Raw genomic sequence first — 15,603 nt, 5'->3', positions numbered from 1 at the left:
GAAGACCATGAAAAATTACCGTTTGTTGAGTTTGGCCGTCTTAACGGCATTAACAGGCTGTGTATCGACACCACAATCACAGCCCGAACCCAAAGAGGAGGTTTACCGGCCGGTAGAAGAAGTTTGGCCGGATGTGGTGGCCAAACCTGCTCAGAAAACCACAGTTAAAAGAAGCAAAGCTACGACTGCTAAAAATGCCAGTCTGCCCAATAAAAGCAGCTATGCGCAACGCCGTGTTGTTCAGATTAAAACACCTGTCAGCGGCGGTTATCAGGACAATATCCAAGAAGGCATGGTGCGTGGAGTACACAATATTACTTCGCTTTACGGCGAAAACCATACTGTGCCGATTGCCTTGAATTATCCGTCCATTATTATGACACCATTTGCCAATCCCAAAATGGTGGGCAACAAAAAACTGTATGACGCAGAAATCCATGGTCCGAATTTCATTCTCAAACCGAATACGGCACAGAAATTCATGGTCATGGTATACGACGAGGGGAATCCGACGCTGCCTGTGTCTCTAACTTTATCGCCGCAAGCGAAATTAAATTCACAGACCATCAGTCTGGCGACGGGCGGGCTTTCTCCCTTGGAAAAAAGCGGTACCCGTGTTGGTAAGCAGGGCGAGTTTACCCAAATGCTCTCGGCTGTATTACAGGATATTGTCAAAGGGGTTGTACCGACCGGTTATACCGTCCGTCCTCTGAGTGAAAAAATGCGCATGGCCAACGGTATGGCTTCGGTACCGGTTGAACGGTACAGCGGCAGCCAGTTTGACGTATATCGCTACCGCCTGACCAATACGACCGATACGCCTCAAGTGCTGGCTGAAGAAATGTTCGGCGCCAATAAACGTGTGATGGCCGTAGCTTTCTACCCTAAAGTCAGCGTTTATCCTGGCGAAACCACAGATGTGCTGATCATGGTATCAAAACTGGGAGCGAAATAATGAGCCTCAAAAGCAAATGGTCGAACATGACCGGCAAACAGAAACAGATCGCCGTACTTGGTAGCGTCGGCGGTCTCGGTCTGTTGATTCTGATTACCGCCGCCATGCGGGATTACAGCAACGGGATACTGCGTAAGCCAGAGAAGAATACTGAAACCCAAGTTTTAACTCCTGCAACACGGAATATGAACGAAGAAAGAATGGCGGCAGAAATTCAAGCACTGCGACAGCAGATGGAAGCCGACCGGCGTGAACGTATGACGCAGCAGCCAGGACAAGGGGTGCAGGAAAAGGGTTTAAGTGAAGACGAGGTAAACCGCAAGATTGCTGACGCATTGCAGGCAGCCGAAGCCGCTAAAGCTGCTTCCGAGCGTGACACGGTCAATCCCGGTGCTCCGCTTGCCGATGGCAACGGAGATGGCGGCAAAGTCACTTTACCGTCTGAAACCGTACCGACGGAAGAAGAGCAAGGTGATGAATCAAAATCTGCCTTCCAAAGTACCGGTGGCGTTAAAAAAACTGCAACAGGGACATCCAAGAAAGCTGCTGATGCAGATGATGAAAGTAAAACCTACCTGCCCCCAGGTGCTACCTTGTCGATAGCGCTTCTGTCCGGTGTCAACGCACCGACCAATACCAACAATGACAGCAAGGATCCGTTGCCAGTGTTGATGCAGGTTAGGGGAACGGCCATTCTGCCTAACGGCTACCGTTCCGATTTATCCAACTGCTTTGTACTAGCTTCAACTTTTGGGCAATACATGGATTCCCGCGCCATGATGCGCACAAAAACCATTTCCTGTATCCGCAATGATGGGAAAGCGGTCGAAGCAAACATCCAAGGGACAGTATTTGGAGAAGATGGAAAGCCGGGCTTCCAAGGCCGTTTGGTTTCCAAAACCGGCAAAGTGATTTCACAACTGCTCAAAGTCGGCGCGATGGAAACTATGGCCAATATCGCCACCGGGGTCGCCAACGGCATCAATATCAATACCGGTAGTTCGAGAAGTACCTCTACTAGTACGCAAATCAACTTAGGCGGAGTAAGCGGACAGGCAGCCGGTAAAGCGGCCAGCAAAACTTTTGACCGTATCGCCGATATTTACAGCAGTTATGGCACGCAAGCCATTCCGGTGGTTGAGGTCGAGCCGTTGCGCACAGGGGAAATCATTCTGACTCAAGGGGTATTTTTACACATCGTTCATGACACAAAGAAAGGCCGCAAATGAAATCCTTAATTTTGGGAGCGACAGTATTGCCGGTAATGCTACTTTCAGCTTGCTCCTCAACATTCAACGTCGGCGACAGCAGCAAACTTTCCTGTCCGCAATCGGTAAAAGGCATGCCGTGCGTTACCGTTCGAGCCGCCTACTATGCGGCGCAAGAATACGATCCTGACGAAGTCATCCAAATCGGATTGGTAGATGAAAAAGGCGGCAAAACCAAGAGAACATCAGGAGGCGTAGCTCCCTTTTTACCGGAAAGCGTACCTAATGTAGCAGCTATCGGCGAACCAAAACCGTTATTGGAACCTGCCAAAGTCATGCGTGTATGGGTCAATGCCTACGAAGATGAAAGCGGTAATTTGGTTTATCCGAGCCGCGTATTTTCCGAAGTGACGCCGAGGAAGTGGGATGTCGGTTATTCCGCCTCGCAGGGTTTGCAAAGTTCACGGCGGATTACACCGCTGGTCGTAGCCCAGCAGGATGAAGCGGAAACTGAAAGTGATGCAGACACTGCCCAAGAAGCAGCTGAAGAAACCGCGAAAACAGTACCGTCCGCACGTCAAAACAACCGCCAGCAGGACAATCAGGCGATTCCCGATTCTTTACCGGCCGGTGTGATTCCGCCGTTGCAGTAAGGTTTTTAACTCATGTTTTTCACAAAAAGGAAATGAAAATGGTTCAGACGAATATCGCCAAAAAATTGCAGAAGAAATATTCCAATACACGCCGAACAACATTAACGGCTTTACTGTTTGCTGCTGTATCTGCACCAGCACATGCCAGTGGCGACCAAACCTTCCAAGACGGTATCGACTGGCTGCTCAGTATGATGCAAGGCAGTATGGGTGGATTCATCGTTTTAATCGCCATTTTGGTGGCCGCTATCGGTATGTTGTTCGGTGGCTGGAAAGGTTTGTTGGCCGTGATCGGTATTATTGCCTGCCTCATTGTGATTCCAGCAGGTGTGTTGGCTTTATTTTCAGCCAGTATTCCCTTATAACGATAAAAGGGCAGACAGGAGTGCATGATGAAACTCTTTCTTTGTGAAAAACCTTCCCAGGCAAAAGACATCGGCAAGGTGCTGGGTGTAACCGGCGGACGTTTCGACGGTTACTTCCAAAAAGGCGATACGGCCGTTACTTGGGCGTTCGGCCACATTTTGAGTCAAGCCATGCCTGCTGCATACGGGGAGGAATTCGCCGATTTCGGCAACATCGACGCACTGCCTGTACTACCCGACAACTGGAAAATGGAGGTCCAGCCTAAAGCGGCCAAGCAATTCAAAGTCATTAAAGGGTTGTTGGCCAGAGCCGACGAGGTCTTCATCGCCACCGATGCCGACCGCGAAGGCGAAGTAATCGCACGGGAAATTTTGGATCTGTGCGGCTACCGCAAAAAAGTCTCGCGTTTCTGGACCAGTGGTTTGGATACTGCCTCAGTCAAAAAAGCCTTAGCTTCCATTATGCCTGGCAAACAGAAAGAAACTCTGTATCAAGCAGGTTTAGCACGTTCTCGCGCCGACTGGCTGGTCGGGATGAATCTGAGCCGAGCCTATACCGTTGCATATTCAGATGGTTTCGGCAAAGAACATACGTTGTCCATCGGCCGTATTCAGACCCCGACCTTGAACTTGGTGGTACGCCGCGACCATATTATCGAAAATTTCCAACCCTATCCGTATTACGTTTTGAGCGCTGTTTTTCAGACGGTCTCAAAAGAACAGTTTGCAGCACAATGGCAGATTCCCGATGCGCTGAAAAATTCAGACGGCCTGTGTACCGACAAAGCATTTGTCGCAAACTTGGCAAAACAGTTGGCCGACGCGACAGGTACTGTCGTTTCCGCCAAGACCGAACGCAAAAAAACACCGGCTCCGTTGCCGTACAGCCTTTCAGCCTTACAGAAAGAAGCCGGTAAAAAATTGGGCATTTCGGCCTCAAAGGTGCTGAAAATCGCCCAAGAGCTATACGAAAAACACAAAATCACGTCCTACCCGCGTACTCCGTGCCGCTACCTGCCTCAGTCGCAACAAAGCGAAGTGGCTGAGGTGTTTGCGGCCATGACCGCCATTGACGGAAGTCTTACACCGGTGTTGATCAAAGCCGACCCCACCCGCCCGTCGCGGGTATGGAACGATGGTCAGGTAAACAAGTATTCGCACCATGCGATTATTCCGACCACAACAGCCAATTTCAGTCTGTCGCAACTGGATAAAAACGAGCGTGAAATCTACCTGATGATACGCAACCGATACATCGCCCAGTTTTATCCCGACTACGAATACGATGCGACTGTTATCTTGGTAGAGAGCTGTGGCCAACAGTTCAAAGCCACCGGCCAAACCCCTAAAGTCCAAGGCTGGAAAACATGGTTGGATAAAACTGACGAGGACGGCGGCGATGATAATGACAGCACCGTCTTACCGGCCGTTTCAGACGACCAACAACTAACCGTTACCAGCAGCAACCCCGAAACCAAGAAAACTGCACCGCCACCGCGCTTTACCGAAGCTACGTTGCTGGACGAAATGCAAACCCTGTCCGACTTCCTCAAAACCGTGGACGACGAACAGATTAAAAAAATCCTCCGAAGTACCGAAGGATTGGGAACCGAAGCCACCCGTGCCAATATCATCGACCGCCTGTTTGAGATGAGCTACATCGATAAACAGAAAGGTAAAATCGTTTCAACCGAAAAAGGGCGCAAACTGATTAGCCAAATACCGGCAATGGTGGCTGATCCGATAACGACGGCCAAATGGGAGCTGGCTTTGGCCGGAATTGAAGCAGGCAAATTAACTTTGGATGAATTTATGGCCTATCAGCAGAAAGTGATTAAAGAGCTGGTCGGGCAGGCGAAAAAGGATGCCGCAGGAAAAGCTCGTCCGCCAAAACAGAATCATTCAGCCAGTGTAAAAAAACAGGCGGTCGCCCGAAATGAAGACGATACCTGTCCAACCTGTAAGGAAGGTCATCTGAGACAGAGAGGCTTCAAGGAAAATTCGGAAAAACGGTATTGGGGGTGTAGTAGGTATCCCGAATGCAAGCACTTCGAATGGGTTAAATAGGCGGTTTGGACTGTATAGAAGCATGTCCTTTTAATAAACTAAAGGTTATCTATCCATGTACTATCATATTATTCCTAAATACTTTGCAGACACTTCAGATCGCGAAATAAAACTGGCCTCTCTTGAAATACCTGAATTAGGGCTGAACCTGACTGACAAAGAACTTAAGACGATTAAGCCATATCCCAACCAAAGGTATCATATTGGCTGTCTGAGACACGGTTTCAAAGGCAGGAATTTTGTCGGACTTATCCTTGAAACAGATCATATCATATCGGAATTTACTAAAATCTGTACATGGACTGTGCATTTTCACCCACAAGATATAGTTAAGATAGCATTCAGGATGAAACATATAACCAAATATAAGTTGTTAGACAATAATAATTTGATGTTCAGCGAAGATAAACCGTATCTTTCAAAAATACGGACTGAGAAAAATTATTGTGATATCTCTGTTATGGAATATTGTTATCCATATCATTTTGAAGGTGTAAATGTTCAAGATGTGTATGATAAGAGCGTCGATGAAATTTACGATGATGAAGGAGTCATTATTCGTCGTGAACAACAGATCGAAACATATACGACTGATATTGAGGCTTATCGTGATAAAAGTGCGAGAAATAGAATTTGGCCATCTGTGGAAGCTGCACTTAAACTCTATAGCGTATGAGAGAAATTGTATATGAAGAAGAACAGGTTTGTTAAATATTTGGCTGATACAATATTCGGAGATCCTTGTATAGAGTATGTGTTAGATGAAAACTATAATTACAAGGAGCAATACAACGCTAATACAGATTTATTTATTTACATCAATGGTATTGACGTAGGGAGTATTTCACCTGGCGAACTGCAAGAATTGCAATATAGAGTGTTTTATTCTGGTAGCCTTTGGTGGAGTATCTTTAAGAATTTGATAGGATTTTTTTTGAAACCCGCAATAATTGCGCTTACTGCCCTGCCGCTGGGAGCCTTGGTTTTACTGTGGTTGAACACTGACAATCCTGAAGCGTTTAATCGAGTATTCATGATGTTACAGGATCCAGCACATTTTGCAGAAACAATGTCCGGACTTTTTCATCTGTTTTATTGGATATCACTCTTTGGTACTTTTGTTAAATTAGTTATTAACCAAGATTCAATATTTTCACCATTTGATAAAGAGCTTGCTGTAAAAATACAGAGTTACAAGAAATTTAAAATGCGCGGCTCGGGCTCGATGGATATTGTTTCGATTAAATATAGGTTAAATGAAGAGGGCATTAAAAACAAATGAACTTAACTCGAACACGTTAATCATAAAATTTGTATTTCTAAATCAACTTAATATGGGAGTAGAACTATGAAAATTTCTTTAATAACCGTTTTGGCCGGTATGTTTTTATTAACCGCATGTTCTACTAATTCTGATGGCAGCATCAACTGGGCCGATAACCCAATTGAGCGAGCCGCACAGAAAATCAATGCCGGTATTTCCGGTACCAATGTCGCACTGGATTCTGTTGCAAATGCAGGTTCCAAAACATCAAAGAAGAAATCCAACGACCCGTTGGATGAGACTGTTTACTCTGACAGTAAGCTAACTTACCGTGCTTTGTTGGATTTGGGTTATATCCGTAAGAATCCAGATTATCCTAAACATGCTACCGAACCTTATGTCTTTACTTCGCTTAACTGCAGCAGAGGAGGCAGCCAAAACAGAATGTGTTTGCGCAATACACGCATGATTGCCCCTCGTCCATGAATTTTTGATTTTGGAGCAGCAGTATGAACAGAAGGGACTTTTTGACTAAAGCCCTCCAGTCGGTCACGGCGGTTTATGCAGTCGGAGCGGCCGGGCTTCTTTTTCCTGATGAGGCATTTGCTTTGTCAGATGATAACGGATTTTGGCAGCGTGACCGTCTGATTCACTTCAGACGTGCCGACACTGGCGAAAAGGGCGTTATCCAACATTATTCCAGGCAGTACGGTTATCTGAAAGAGGGATACCGTAAAGCCTGCTGGCATCTGCGGGATGCTAAAGACAATAATTCCGTTGCACAAATGGACGTACAGCTTCTGAATCTTCTGTATGCGATACAGGAGTGGGCACGTATGGCCGGTAAGTCCGACCCTCTGATTACTATCAATAGCGCCTACCGTACCCGGCGTAGAAATGCACGAATTGAAGGTGCGGCACTAAACTCTCTTCATGTTCAGGGGAAAGCTGTAGATATTACTGTGCGCGGAATTGAAAACTGGCAGGTTGCTGAAATGGCCAAACATTTTAATGGCGGCGGAGTAGGGCATTACAATACCTTTACCCACGTTGATACAGGCCGTCTGCGTGAATGGAGGGGGTAGTCTGGTATGGAATCCGTAACCGATTTCACACAGCAGGAATATATCCCTGCCAATATGGTTTCAGCGGTAGAGTGGTTGAGCAGCCTGAAGGTCGATCTGGATCAGTATTGCCGTTACGACTTAGGACTGGATTTTGTAGGTGACAGCTTACATGCCAATTTAAATTGTGCTATGTGGCCGCATACGTTTTTATCTAGAATAGTACCGTTTTTGTCCCTCTCTCGTGAAAAAAGCCCAACATATCCGGCATATGTTTCTCCCTCTCGTGTTATCAGTACGAGCATAAACGGTTATCCTGATGATGTACCGGAGGATGAAGTAGAGCAGCGCATTCAGAAATACTCAACCTGTTTTAGTCATGATAATGCAAGCAGTTACATGTATTTCAAACCATTAGGTTTCATTGTTGCTCATGAAGGCAAGCGCAGAGTGGCGTTTATGCGCAAGCACCAACAACCCAAGCTAGCGGTCAATATCAGCGAATACAACTATCCCGATCCAGAACAGATTCAACTGGTTTTCCGGGAAACCACTCATGAAACACAATATTGGGCTGTATTGGATGGTAAGATCGTACAAAAGGTCATGTTTCCTCGCTTAACAAACCGTATTATGAGAAATTACGGCGTCCGAACGGTTGGGTGGCGTGATATTTTCCAAGTATATGGTTATGATTTCATCGGCAATAAGACTGGAGAAGTATATGAAATGCCTTGGTCACTCGGTGTAGGTGGTTTTTATGAATCTGCAAAATCCCTTTGGACAGGATTATCGAGTGATGAATTATTTTTTCTGTTGCTGGAACAATCATTTGAGGAAAAAGACAACTCCGGTAATTCTAAAAGTATTGTTGAGTTGGAAAAGGTATTTGAAAAGGCTAAAAAAATTGCCGCACACCACGAAACGCAGTTGAACAAGTCCCGTTGGGGCGCGCTGAAAGACGCGCTGTTAGGAAGTTACTGAGTATGGTAAAAATATTAACTGATTTTCTTGACAAAGAATTTTAAATCGTCCAATATAAAACTATTTCATGTGTTTTGTACTTTCACTAAAAAAGTACGGTATGTTGCCATTCACGCATACACCCGTCTATTCGGGCATGGCTTTTTATCAACCCTCTTGGGGATACACATCCCCAAAGGGCATGGCGTATCCCCTTAATTTATTTATGGAGATACATCATGCAAACCAGCAAAACTGAAAAAACTTTCTTCAACCTGACCTGCGAAGGTGTCGGATATATGAACCGCCCCCGCTGGGTTGAAAGTAAGAAAAGTAAGTATATTGCCTGTACCATTCAGGCACTTCGTGGCGACGAAGAAGACAAGACTCGCTTTGACGTTCGCGTCGTTGGTGGACAAGCACAGAAGGTTTTTGAAGATTTATTGGAAGCCTATCCTGATTTGCTGTCCGATGACTACAAAAAACGTCCATCCGTTACCATCGGTTTCCGTGTCGGCGATATTTACGCAAAAACGTATGAAGCCAACGACCGGAAGACGGGAGAAAAAATCCTGACTCCGACTATTGACGGCCGTCTGATCAGAATCAAATATCTGAAAGTACGGGGCGAAGTGTTCTATCGTGATGAATCTAATGTCAATCAGGCAGCGGATTCTGCTGCTTCCGATAATGCTGTTCCCAAACAGTTTCATCAGGACAATTATGGTTCGCACCGCGAATAACCGACAGTAATTACTGTCTTTGAAGCGAAAGTCTTAGGACTTTCGCTTTGCTATTTTCCCGCCGGGATAAACACTATCCCGTAGGGGCTTGTGTTTATCCTGGCTTTTTTAATTCATTTTACGGAGGATAAACATGAGAAGATTATTTAAACGCGCAATAGATCGGGTTGCTAGCTTTTACAAATTGTACCAAGTTTATATCTATTCCATTTTGGATAAATATAAACTGACAGAAAAACAGATTGATTTCATCACTTCTAGGCTGGAGCTGCTGGGTGGTGCGGCAGTTGCACAATTTGTCGTATTTCCTTTAAAGGCAGAATGGTCGAGCATTTTGGTCTGCATTACCAGTCTTGGATTCTGTGCTACAATTTGGTTAACTACTTTCATTATGAAAGGACATAAAAAATGAATGTATTTACCGTAGTTTTTACTACTCTCGTCGGCATTGTAACCATGTCAATGGTTGCCTTTATCTTCATTGAAGGTAAAAGGGCGATGAAAGAAAAGGAAGAACAAGAAAAGCATTCTGTGAAATAAGGAAATAAGTAACCTGAAATTTAAAAACCTGCGCTTCGGCGTAGGTTTTCCAAAGAGATTTTATGAGAGATTTCTCCGGAAAACCTACCTTATCTTTGTAAAATTCGATTTTATCGGTTACAATTCAAGATAAGCGGTAGATATGTGCGGATGCCCTAATCCGTACCGCCTTCATTGGCGAGGGCTGTGTAATCCTTCTAAAATTTTGTTTCATATCTTTCTGACAGTTGTCCAAATGCAATTTTTCAAGCCAAGTTATATTTGGACAACTGTCTTCTCAATCATCTTATAATTTCTGCTCCCAATGTCAAAAAAGGTACGTCCGGCCTTTATCGGACGAGCTTTCTAACGATTGTTTTTTTGTCGATGCCGGTCTTTGGGCCGGTATCTGCAAGCAAATAATCGGTTTTCACTTTGCTCCTTAACAATTTGGACTTGATTTTATATACGCAGCCGGTATTTTCCGGCTGCATGACCTTGTTTTAGGTCTTTTTAGGTAAGCTTGCATCAGCAGGCTTATCCGAACGTATGGCTCGTATTTTCGGATAAGCATGTTGGAATCCTCTGAAGTAGGGGAGGATAAAAGTTCCCACAGCCTGACTAGCTATATCAGTCTCGATGTCGCCGATAAACAGCATCAGCCATATTCGTATGGACGCGGCTTTTTTCTATCTCCCCCCTGTGGAACTGTCAATCTTACAGGGGCAATTCGGTATTCCTCCCCACGGTGTTTACCGGTTGTCTTGTTTAAAACGGAACACTTTGACAAGCCTTGCTCTACGGCGACACTGGATGTTGACCGTATCAATATCCCTTGCCCCTGTTGTCGAAGGACAGGGTGGTGTTTTCGTTACTCGCCGTATATCCAAGATGCGGCTATTGCCCGCTGCGAGCGGGTTTACCAAAGGTCGGAGCTTTTGGTAAACCTATTTCACAGCTGAAAGACTGCCTTCTTTCTCTGCATTGCCGTTAAACAGTGCAAACCTGGTTCATCAGGTACGGCCTTTTCTTTCAACCCATCGGGGCACCTCCCCCGACGGGTTTGGTGTCCCTTTTTTTGGAGTGCACCATGTTTCATTTCTTTTCCCGCCGAAATACCGGCGTTCTCCCCATCAAATCTGCGGAAATCCGCAAAGGTATGGTTCTGACTCATCTGCCCACCGGCACGCGCCGCACAGCGGTATATGTTGCATCAAGCGGACTGCTTTTGATAGACGACTACGGACACCTGTTCAGGCCGTCTGAAAAAGAGCTGGCACAGCAATACTTCCTGCGCGGCTACAAACTCCGCTGCGGCTTCGAAATCGAAGCCCTGTGGAAGAAGGCTATTCAACTGCATCAGGCCGACAAACGCCTGCTGACACGTTTGGGCTTTCGGCTGAACCCTGAAACCATCCGTCGTTCTCTGGCAGCCTGATCAAACTTTCAAATTTTTCTATTCAGCCCTATGGGGATATACCCCATCAGGGCGGTATATCCCTTTTTTGGAGATATACCATGTCTATTAATATCCCAGGCACCTTGGCGGTGCAGATCATACAGGGTCGTCGAGGCCCTTTCAAAACGGCCAAACTGGCCACCTCTATCGGCACTTTCGATGTCAAAAATCCGGTTTTAAAACAGTTCGAGCCTGGTGAATACCAAGGAAACTTCATTATTGAACAGCTCAAGGTTAAGGCTTATGAGTGGGGTGGCGGAGCCACCTCCTATATTGATGCAGCTTTGGACTGGCAACATCTTGCAGATTTTGCCCAAGAATGCGGCTTTTCAGATGAACAATCTAATCATGCTTCTACTTTTGATCCTGTTTCTGAAAACGGCATTGAATTGCCAGAATTTGCCGAATCTGTCGAACAGGTCGAGCAGATGATTGAAGACAGATGGTCACATATCAGGTTCGGTGAGTACATTCTTGCTGATCGTGAGGATTTAAGAAATGTCGTCTCGATTGTACGTGAGGCTGGCTATTCCTATGATCCTCGTGAAAAAACTTGGTATATCTAGGAGGCCAGAATGCTTTATCTCACTTCCAGAAACAACCTTATGGCTGATGCCTTCTTCATTTGGGACCGACAGTTGATGTTCGCTTCACTACACGGCCGAGATGCGGACATGTTGTCCTTTCAGGCGCAGCTGCAATCTTCGCAGGGTTACGGATACGACAGACTGGGTTTCAGACGGCCTGACGATTCCCTGTCCTGTCCGCGTCTGACAACTGCAGAGTGTTTTATCAATCTGAGTAAACACATAACAAAGTACCCGACCCATAATTACGGTTCGGTGACGCATATGTTTTTGCATACGGAGTGTTTGATACAACCCGATCGTGATGTGAAAACCGGTTGGGTAATGCTGGATGATGTTGCAGCTGATTTAGACAAAGCAGCTTGGAAGTTGGTACAGCAGCTTTCCGACATCCCGTTGTTGGATCATTGGCAATACGCGGTGTTATCGGAACTTTCCACAGACAATTCCGTACTGCGTTTCCCTCCCGTGATTGGTGAAGAATATGCCGCCGTAGGCGTGCAGGCCGTCAAAGTGGCCATCCCTGGAGATTTTGATGTGCGTCTGACCGCGATGCTTCAAAGCGGTCGACTGCATCCTTAATTCCAAGCCCCTTAGCGGGCTTTTTCAGACGGCCTTGCAAAGGCTATCTGAAAAAGTCTGTTACCAAGGTTTTGACACAGATGACGGACTGTATATTCCGTTGATGGATACTGCTGCTGAAATTATCCGACCATTTTCATATGGTTGCGGCGTTTTTCTAACCATACGGTGATGCCGTAATTTATTTTAAACCCTGACGGGAACGTTTTCCCGTTGGGGAAACCGCTTCCTGTCGTCATTCGAAAGGAAACAATATGTCACAACTGATCGAAATCATTGAAAATGCTTCGAAACATTTTAAAACTATTGAAATATTTAACCCAAACGGCAGAGATCTGATCTTTAAAGGAACTGAGTTGGTGAAGCTCACCAGTTCATCTGGAAATCCTATCCAAGGTTTGCCGGAAGGTGAATACATAAGCATTTATATGACTGACAAAAATAAGTTTGTAGTTTTTGACAGCCGAAAAAATGAAATGGAAGGACCTTTGGTCATTAATGATAGACATGGTCTAGCATTTGGTTTTTACGGATACGATCGTGTCGCTAAGGCACTTTATCGCCTGCTTACGATTGATGCTTACAACTATGTCTAATGATGATTGTTCTGGCATCAGACTTTTAAGCAACCCGTAATCCCACCTCAGTTTTCTGCCGGTGGGATTCTTATCACTTCTCACTCAACCCTTTGGGGATACTGTTCCCAAGGGGGACTGGTATCCCTTGTTTATGAAGGAAATACAATGGGAACCTCTAATTTTTTATATAACCACAAACTTGATGTCATCAGTGGTACCTCATTCAGCACTTTTGATCTTGAAGCCTATAACAAGGAAATGGATGAGGAAGATCGTCTCAAAGCAGATGATTACGAAGCCATCGGAAACATACTTCGTTGGAATAGTGAAAATGCCGTCGAAGACATACGGTATCGAGCTGACGAGCCATATCGGGAGTGTGATCAATGGAGAAAACACCGTATCGACGGGTTTCGAATCTTATCCACAACCGACGCAAGTGAAGACAAGGGTGAATATATGACCCGCTGTTTCGGCGGTACCCGGATAGCTACCTTGACGGCAGAAACGCTATTTTGGGGTGTCAATATCTGCATGGAGTTGGATGTCATCCTTCGTTGCGGGTACTACGACGGCAACAATATCGACCAGGAATTCCGTATTTATACTGAATACAGCAATTACAGTATTTTGGAAGGATATGAGATGTCTTCGTTTGATGAAGCTATCGACTATGTGATTACGGAACTGGAAGATGCTGATATAGCCACATATCAACAGCTCTGCACTCATCGAAAAGGTATAAACCGTCGTTTGTGTGCTTTGGAACAAGTTCTGTGGGAGCGTTATGAAGAGTTAATCTCTCCATGGTGTGAGCAGTATCAGGTGTTTGCCCGTTTCAGCAATGGCGAAACATGGTACAACAGAACAGCGGCGTGAAGGAGGACTTATCATGTATCAGATGTACGATATTGCTCCAAATGTCGATGTTTCACTTCATTGGCACAAAAACAGTACAGTTACTGCGCGTTTGTTTGCTGATGGCAAGATAGTGGAAAAACGCCTGATTGCCGGATGGGAGGAAGCCGAAGATGTGTTTGCATCTGTCGTCACGATGGCTTCTGATTACGCCAACCGTATTGTTACACCGGAAACCTTGGATTTGTATCATCAAGTTTTGGCTTGGTATCAAGAAGAATGTTTCTGGTAATACCTGACGCGTTGCGTCCTGCTATACCTGCCTTTGGGCAGGTATTTTCAGGCGACTTTAGTAAGGTCGTCTGAAAATACCTGTTTACAGGCCGGCAGACCTTATCTGTCACTCCGCGCACTGCCGTTACCCATTGCGCACGTCCTTTGTGGCGCACGGCTTTTTTTCAACCCTATGGGGATACGTCTCCTACAGGGGATGTTTTCCCCTGTTTTTGGAGACTGTCATGATAGTTTGTTACAACGTTTACGAACAAACCGCCTATTTGCGTACATGCGATTTTCGTGCGGAATTTCTTTTTGAAGACGAGGAAACTCGTCGAGTAACTCGTGTTCTTTTACCTGAAGCCCGTTTTGGACGATATGCCTATCTTTCAGGTAAATGGTTGTTAGAGGATGCCAGTGTGTCAACCAGATTGACAATGGAACTCAGACTGCCAATTGCCTGGAAAGACTACGGGTATGACGAATTTAGGCAAGCTGTAAGTCAAATGGCAACTGACTGGCTGGAACAACGTATTTGTGAATTGGAAAATGATTTTACAGAAGTCATTTACGATCCTGATACGGTGTTTCAACAGCAAGATGTACGAGAAATGTTACTTGGAAAGTACAGCTACGGCGGTGCTCAGATATTACGAAATGTGGTTCTCTCGTTCTATAGGGGCGAACCTGTCGAGCTGGGTACGGTGACACAACTGGATCGGAAGCATTATGCGATTTTCCAAGCCATACTTACCCATTACCGCAAACACCGCGAAAGTGAACAACTTCGCGAGATAGTAGGCGAAATGAACCGTATGAAGGCTAAAAAGGCGCAAGCCGATAATGCCGAAGAAACCGAAGAAGACTTACTTTTTTGATGGAGTAACATGGTTATGAATATTTCCAAACCCGAAAATGAAGATCTGCGTGTTGCCGGCGAATTCATCGGTATGATGAATCTGGTCGCACAAGGATACAATCCTTTAAAAAAAGATGAGTTCGATGAATTCATAATGTTGGAAGATGAGGACAAAGATAAAGTTTTGAATGCTTTGTGCGAAAAATTCAACAACTGTGATTTGGATTGGCTATTTTGCGTTTTGGGTGTTCTACTTTCACCTAATGCGGGCGTTATTGATCAAGAGTCAGATATCTTGGTCATCCATCCCCGGCAGATACCGGCGGATGGTAATGCTGAAAAATCCGAAGGCTGATTCTTTTTTTAACCCGAGCGTTTACATTCATGTGTAAACGGATCCATTTACCCCCAATAGGGATACCGATATCCCTATTGGGGGTAAGGTATCTCTAAGATGTTTTAGGAGATACACAATGCAATATATCAAGGAAATGACTGTCGAAATTCGGATTACGAAGGAGGGCAGTGTTTATGGCTGTGATGTGGTCAATACCAACGGCGAATTAATATTCGGATCAGACCCGGAATTTGATACCGTTAAGG

The 15,603-nt window shown here is 45.4% G+C and carries 21 protein-coding genes; all 21 read left to right on the top strand.

The features are described 5' to 3' along the window. Positions 1-7: 7 nt before the first annotated feature. The 21 genes from ACTHTU_RS01370 to ACTHTU_RS01270 all read left to right on the top strand — a co-directional run bounded on the left by ACTHTU_RS01370 (position 8) and on the right by ACTHTU_RS01270 (position 15,355). On the top strand, positions 8-955 hold the full coding sequence (locus ACTHTU_RS01370) for a hypothetical protein (RefSeq protein ID WP_440361534.1): 948 nt from the start codon (positions 8-10) through the stop codon (positions 953-955). Then, complete coding sequence (locus tag ACTHTU_RS01365; protein WP_440361533.1) at positions 955-2,184, top strand: TraB/VirB10 family protein; 1,230 nt, start codon at positions 955-957, stop codon at positions 2,182-2,184. The genes ACTHTU_RS01370 and ACTHTU_RS01365 overlap by 1 nt, the downstream gene beginning before the upstream one ends. Then, positions 2,181-2,816 carry a TraV family lipoprotein gene (locus tag ACTHTU_RS01360; protein ID WP_440361532.1) on the top strand — a complete coding sequence of 212 codons (636 nt, stop codon included), beginning with the start codon at positions 2,181-2,183 and terminating at the stop codon, positions 2,814-2,816. Before ACTHTU_RS01365 ends, ACTHTU_RS01360 begins: the two co-directional genes overlap by 4 nt. 38 nt (positions 2,817-2,854) lie before the next feature. After that, positions 2,855-3,181 (top strand): TrbC/VirB2 family protein, encoded by a 327-nt coding sequence (locus ACTHTU_RS01355; RefSeq protein ID WP_440361531.1) that lies wholly within the window; start codon positions 2,855-2,857, stop codon positions 3,179-3,181. A 27-nt stretch (positions 3,182-3,208) separates the two neighbouring features. Next, positions 3,209-5,248 (top strand): DNA topoisomerase 3, encoded by a 2,040-nt coding sequence (locus ACTHTU_RS01350; protein ID WP_440361530.1) that lies wholly within the window; start codon positions 3,209-3,211, stop codon positions 5,246-5,248. A 55-nt stretch (positions 5,249-5,303) separates the two neighbouring features. Then, positions 5,304-5,924: a DUF6012 family protein gene (locus tag ACTHTU_RS01345; protein WP_440361529.1), complete on the top strand. Its 621-nt coding sequence runs from the start codon at positions 5,304-5,306 to the stop codon at positions 5,922-5,924. Positions 5,925-5,936: 12 nt separating this feature from the next. Beyond that, positions 5,937-6,530: a hypothetical protein gene (locus ACTHTU_RS01340; protein ID WP_440361528.1), complete on the top strand. Its 594-nt coding sequence runs from the start codon at positions 5,937-5,939 to the stop codon at positions 6,528-6,530. Positions 6,531-6,596: 66 nt separating this feature from the next. Further along, the gene (locus ACTHTU_RS01335; RefSeq protein WP_440361527.1) at positions 6,597-6,998 is read left to right on the top strand and encodes a hypothetical protein; all 402 of its coding nucleotides are present in this window, start codon (positions 6,597-6,599) and stop codon (positions 6,996-6,998) included. Between the two features lie 41 nt (positions 6,999-7,039). Next, on the top strand, positions 7,040-7,597 hold the full coding sequence (locus ACTHTU_RS01330; RefSeq protein ID WP_234405108.1) for a YcbK family protein: 558 nt from the start codon (positions 7,040-7,042) through the stop codon (positions 7,595-7,597). Between the two features lie 6 nt (positions 7,598-7,603). Beyond that, positions 7,604-8,560 (top strand): hypothetical protein, encoded by a 957-nt coding sequence (locus ACTHTU_RS01325; RefSeq protein ID WP_440361526.1) that lies wholly within the window; start codon positions 7,604-7,606, stop codon positions 8,558-8,560. 218 nt (positions 8,561-8,778) lie between these two features. Then, the gene (locus ACTHTU_RS01320) at positions 8,779-9,282 is read left to right on the top strand and encodes a DUF3577 domain-containing protein (RefSeq protein ID WP_440361525.1); all 504 of its coding nucleotides are present in this window, start codon (positions 8,779-8,781) and stop codon (positions 9,280-9,282) included. Between the two features lie 133 nt (positions 9,283-9,415). Next, a complete protein-coding gene (locus ACTHTU_RS01315; RefSeq protein WP_440361524.1) occupies positions 9,416-9,694 on the top strand; it encodes a hypothetical protein in 279 nt (92 codons plus the stop codon). Then, positions 9,691-9,822, top strand: a complete 132-nt coding sequence (locus ACTHTU_RS01310; RefSeq protein ID WP_440361523.1) for a hypothetical protein — start codon at positions 9,691-9,693, stop codon at positions 9,820-9,822. The genes ACTHTU_RS01315 and ACTHTU_RS01310 overlap by 4 nt, the downstream gene beginning before the upstream one ends. Positions 9,823-10,891: 1,069 nt before the next feature. Next, positions 10,892-11,239, top strand: coding sequence for a hypothetical protein (locus ACTHTU_RS01305; protein ID WP_440361522.1), 348 nt, complete (start codon positions 10,892-10,894; stop codon positions 11,237-11,239). Positions 11,240-11,319: 80 nt separating this feature from the next. Then, entirely contained in the window at positions 11,320-11,826 is a 507-nt protein-coding gene (locus tag ACTHTU_RS01300) for a DUF3275 family protein (protein WP_440361521.1), read from the top strand. Between the two features lie 285 nt (positions 11,827-12,111). Next, the gene (locus ACTHTU_RS01295; protein ID WP_440361520.1) at positions 12,112-12,429 is read left to right on the top strand and encodes a hypothetical protein; all 318 of its coding nucleotides are present in this window, start codon (positions 12,112-12,114) and stop codon (positions 12,427-12,429) included. Between the two features lie 254 nt (positions 12,430-12,683). Then, entirely contained in the window at positions 12,684-13,025 is a 342-nt protein-coding gene (locus ACTHTU_RS01290; RefSeq protein WP_440361519.1) for a hypothetical protein, read from the top strand. Positions 13,026-13,172: 147 nt separating this feature from the next. Further along, the gene (locus tag ACTHTU_RS01285) at positions 13,173-13,886 is read left to right on the top strand and encodes a hypothetical protein (RefSeq protein ID WP_440361518.1); all 714 of its coding nucleotides are present in this window, start codon (positions 13,173-13,175) and stop codon (positions 13,884-13,886) included. Between the two features lie 13 nt (positions 13,887-13,899). Continuing rightward, positions 13,900-14,157, top strand: coding sequence for a hypothetical protein (locus ACTHTU_RS01280; protein WP_440361517.1), 258 nt, complete (start codon positions 13,900-13,902; stop codon positions 14,155-14,157). A 226-nt stretch (positions 14,158-14,383) separates the two neighbouring features. Then, on the top strand, positions 14,384-15,019 hold the full coding sequence (locus ACTHTU_RS01275; RefSeq protein WP_440361516.1) for a hypothetical protein: 636 nt from the start codon (positions 14,384-14,386) through the stop codon (positions 15,017-15,019). 15 nt (positions 15,020-15,034) lie between these two features. Further along, entirely contained in the window at positions 15,035-15,355 is a 321-nt protein-coding gene (locus tag ACTHTU_RS01270; protein WP_440361515.1) for a hypothetical protein, read from the top strand. The last annotated feature ends 248 nt before the right edge of the window (positions 15,356-15,603 follow it).

Source organism: Neisseria sp. P0020.S005 (genome assembly GCF_051957055.1).
In the GTDB taxonomy this organism is placed as follows: Bacteria; Pseudomonadota; Gammaproteobacteria; order Burkholderiales; family Neisseriaceae; genus Neisseria; species Neisseria subflava_A.
Note: the sequence above shows the minus strand (reverse complement) of the source record. Positions and strands in the feature narration are given on the sequence as shown.

What these genes read in the sequence shown, in the direction of transcription:
- ACTHTU_RS01360 (WP_440361532.1), top strand. Translation starts at nt 2,181, where the DNA reads ATGAAATCCTTAATTTTGGGAGCGACAGTATTGCCGGTAATGCTACTT.
- ACTHTU_RS01285 (WP_440361518.1), top strand. Translation starts at nt 13,173, where the DNA reads ATGGGAACCTCTAATTTTTTATATAACCACAAACTTGATGTCATCAGT.
- ACTHTU_RS01345 (WP_440361529.1), top strand. Translation starts at nt 5,304, where the DNA reads ATGTACTATCATATTATTCCTAAATACTTTGCAGACACTTCAGATCGC.
- ACTHTU_RS01280 (WP_440361517.1), top strand. Translation starts at nt 13,900, where the DNA reads ATGTATCAGATGTACGATATTGCTCCAAATGTCGATGTTTCACTTCAT.
- ACTHTU_RS01275 (WP_440361516.1), top strand. Translation starts at nt 14,384, where the DNA reads ATGATAGTTTGTTACAACGTTTACGAACAAACCGCCTATTTGCGTACA.
- ACTHTU_RS01300 (WP_440361521.1), top strand. Translation starts at nt 11,320, where the DNA reads ATGTCTATTAATATCCCAGGCACCTTGGCGGTGCAGATCATACAGGGT.
- ACTHTU_RS01370 (WP_440361534.1), top strand. Translation starts at nt 8, where the DNA reads ATGAAAAATTACCGTTTGTTGAGTTTGGCCGTCTTAACGGCATTAACA.
- ACTHTU_RS01290 (WP_440361519.1), top strand. Translation starts at nt 12,684, where the DNA reads ATGTCACAACTGATCGAAATCATTGAAAATGCTTCGAAACATTTTAAA.
- ACTHTU_RS01355 (WP_440361531.1), top strand. Translation starts at nt 2,855, where the DNA reads ATGGTTCAGACGAATATCGCCAAAAAATTGCAGAAGAAATATTCCAAT.
- ACTHTU_RS01320 (WP_440361525.1), top strand. Translation starts at nt 8,779, where the DNA reads ATGCAAACCAGCAAAACTGAAAAAACTTTCTTCAACCTGACCTGCGAA.
- ACTHTU_RS01325 (WP_440361526.1), top strand. Translation starts at nt 7,604, where the DNA reads ATGGAATCCGTAACCGATTTCACACAGCAGGAATATATCCCTGCCAAT.
- ACTHTU_RS01270 (WP_440361515.1), top strand. Translation starts at nt 15,035, where the DNA reads ATGAATATTTCCAAACCCGAAAATGAAGATCTGCGTGTTGCCGGCGAA.
- ACTHTU_RS01295 (WP_440361520.1), top strand. Translation starts at nt 12,112, where the DNA reads ATGTTTTTGCATACGGAGTGTTTGATACAACCCGATCGTGATGTGAAA.
- ACTHTU_RS01310 (WP_440361523.1), top strand. Translation starts at nt 9,691, where the DNA reads ATGAATGTATTTACCGTAGTTTTTACTACTCTCGTCGGCATTGTAACC.
- ACTHTU_RS01315 (WP_440361524.1), top strand. Translation starts at nt 9,416, where the DNA reads ATGAGAAGATTATTTAAACGCGCAATAGATCGGGTTGCTAGCTTTTAC.
- ACTHTU_RS01340 (WP_440361528.1), top strand. Translation starts at nt 5,937, where the DNA reads ATGAAGAAGAACAGGTTTGTTAAATATTTGGCTGATACAATATTCGGA.
- ACTHTU_RS01305 (WP_440361522.1), top strand. Translation starts at nt 10,892, where the DNA reads ATGTTTCATTTCTTTTCCCGCCGAAATACCGGCGTTCTCCCCATCAAA.
- ACTHTU_RS01335 (WP_440361527.1), top strand. Translation starts at nt 6,597, where the DNA reads ATGAAAATTTCTTTAATAACCGTTTTGGCCGGTATGTTTTTATTAACC.
- ACTHTU_RS01350 (WP_440361530.1), top strand. Translation starts at nt 3,209, where the DNA reads ATGAAACTCTTTCTTTGTGAAAAACCTTCCCAGGCAAAAGACATCGGC.
- ACTHTU_RS01365 (WP_440361533.1), top strand. Translation starts at nt 955, where the DNA reads ATGAGCCTCAAAAGCAAATGGTCGAACATGACCGGCAAACAGAAACAG.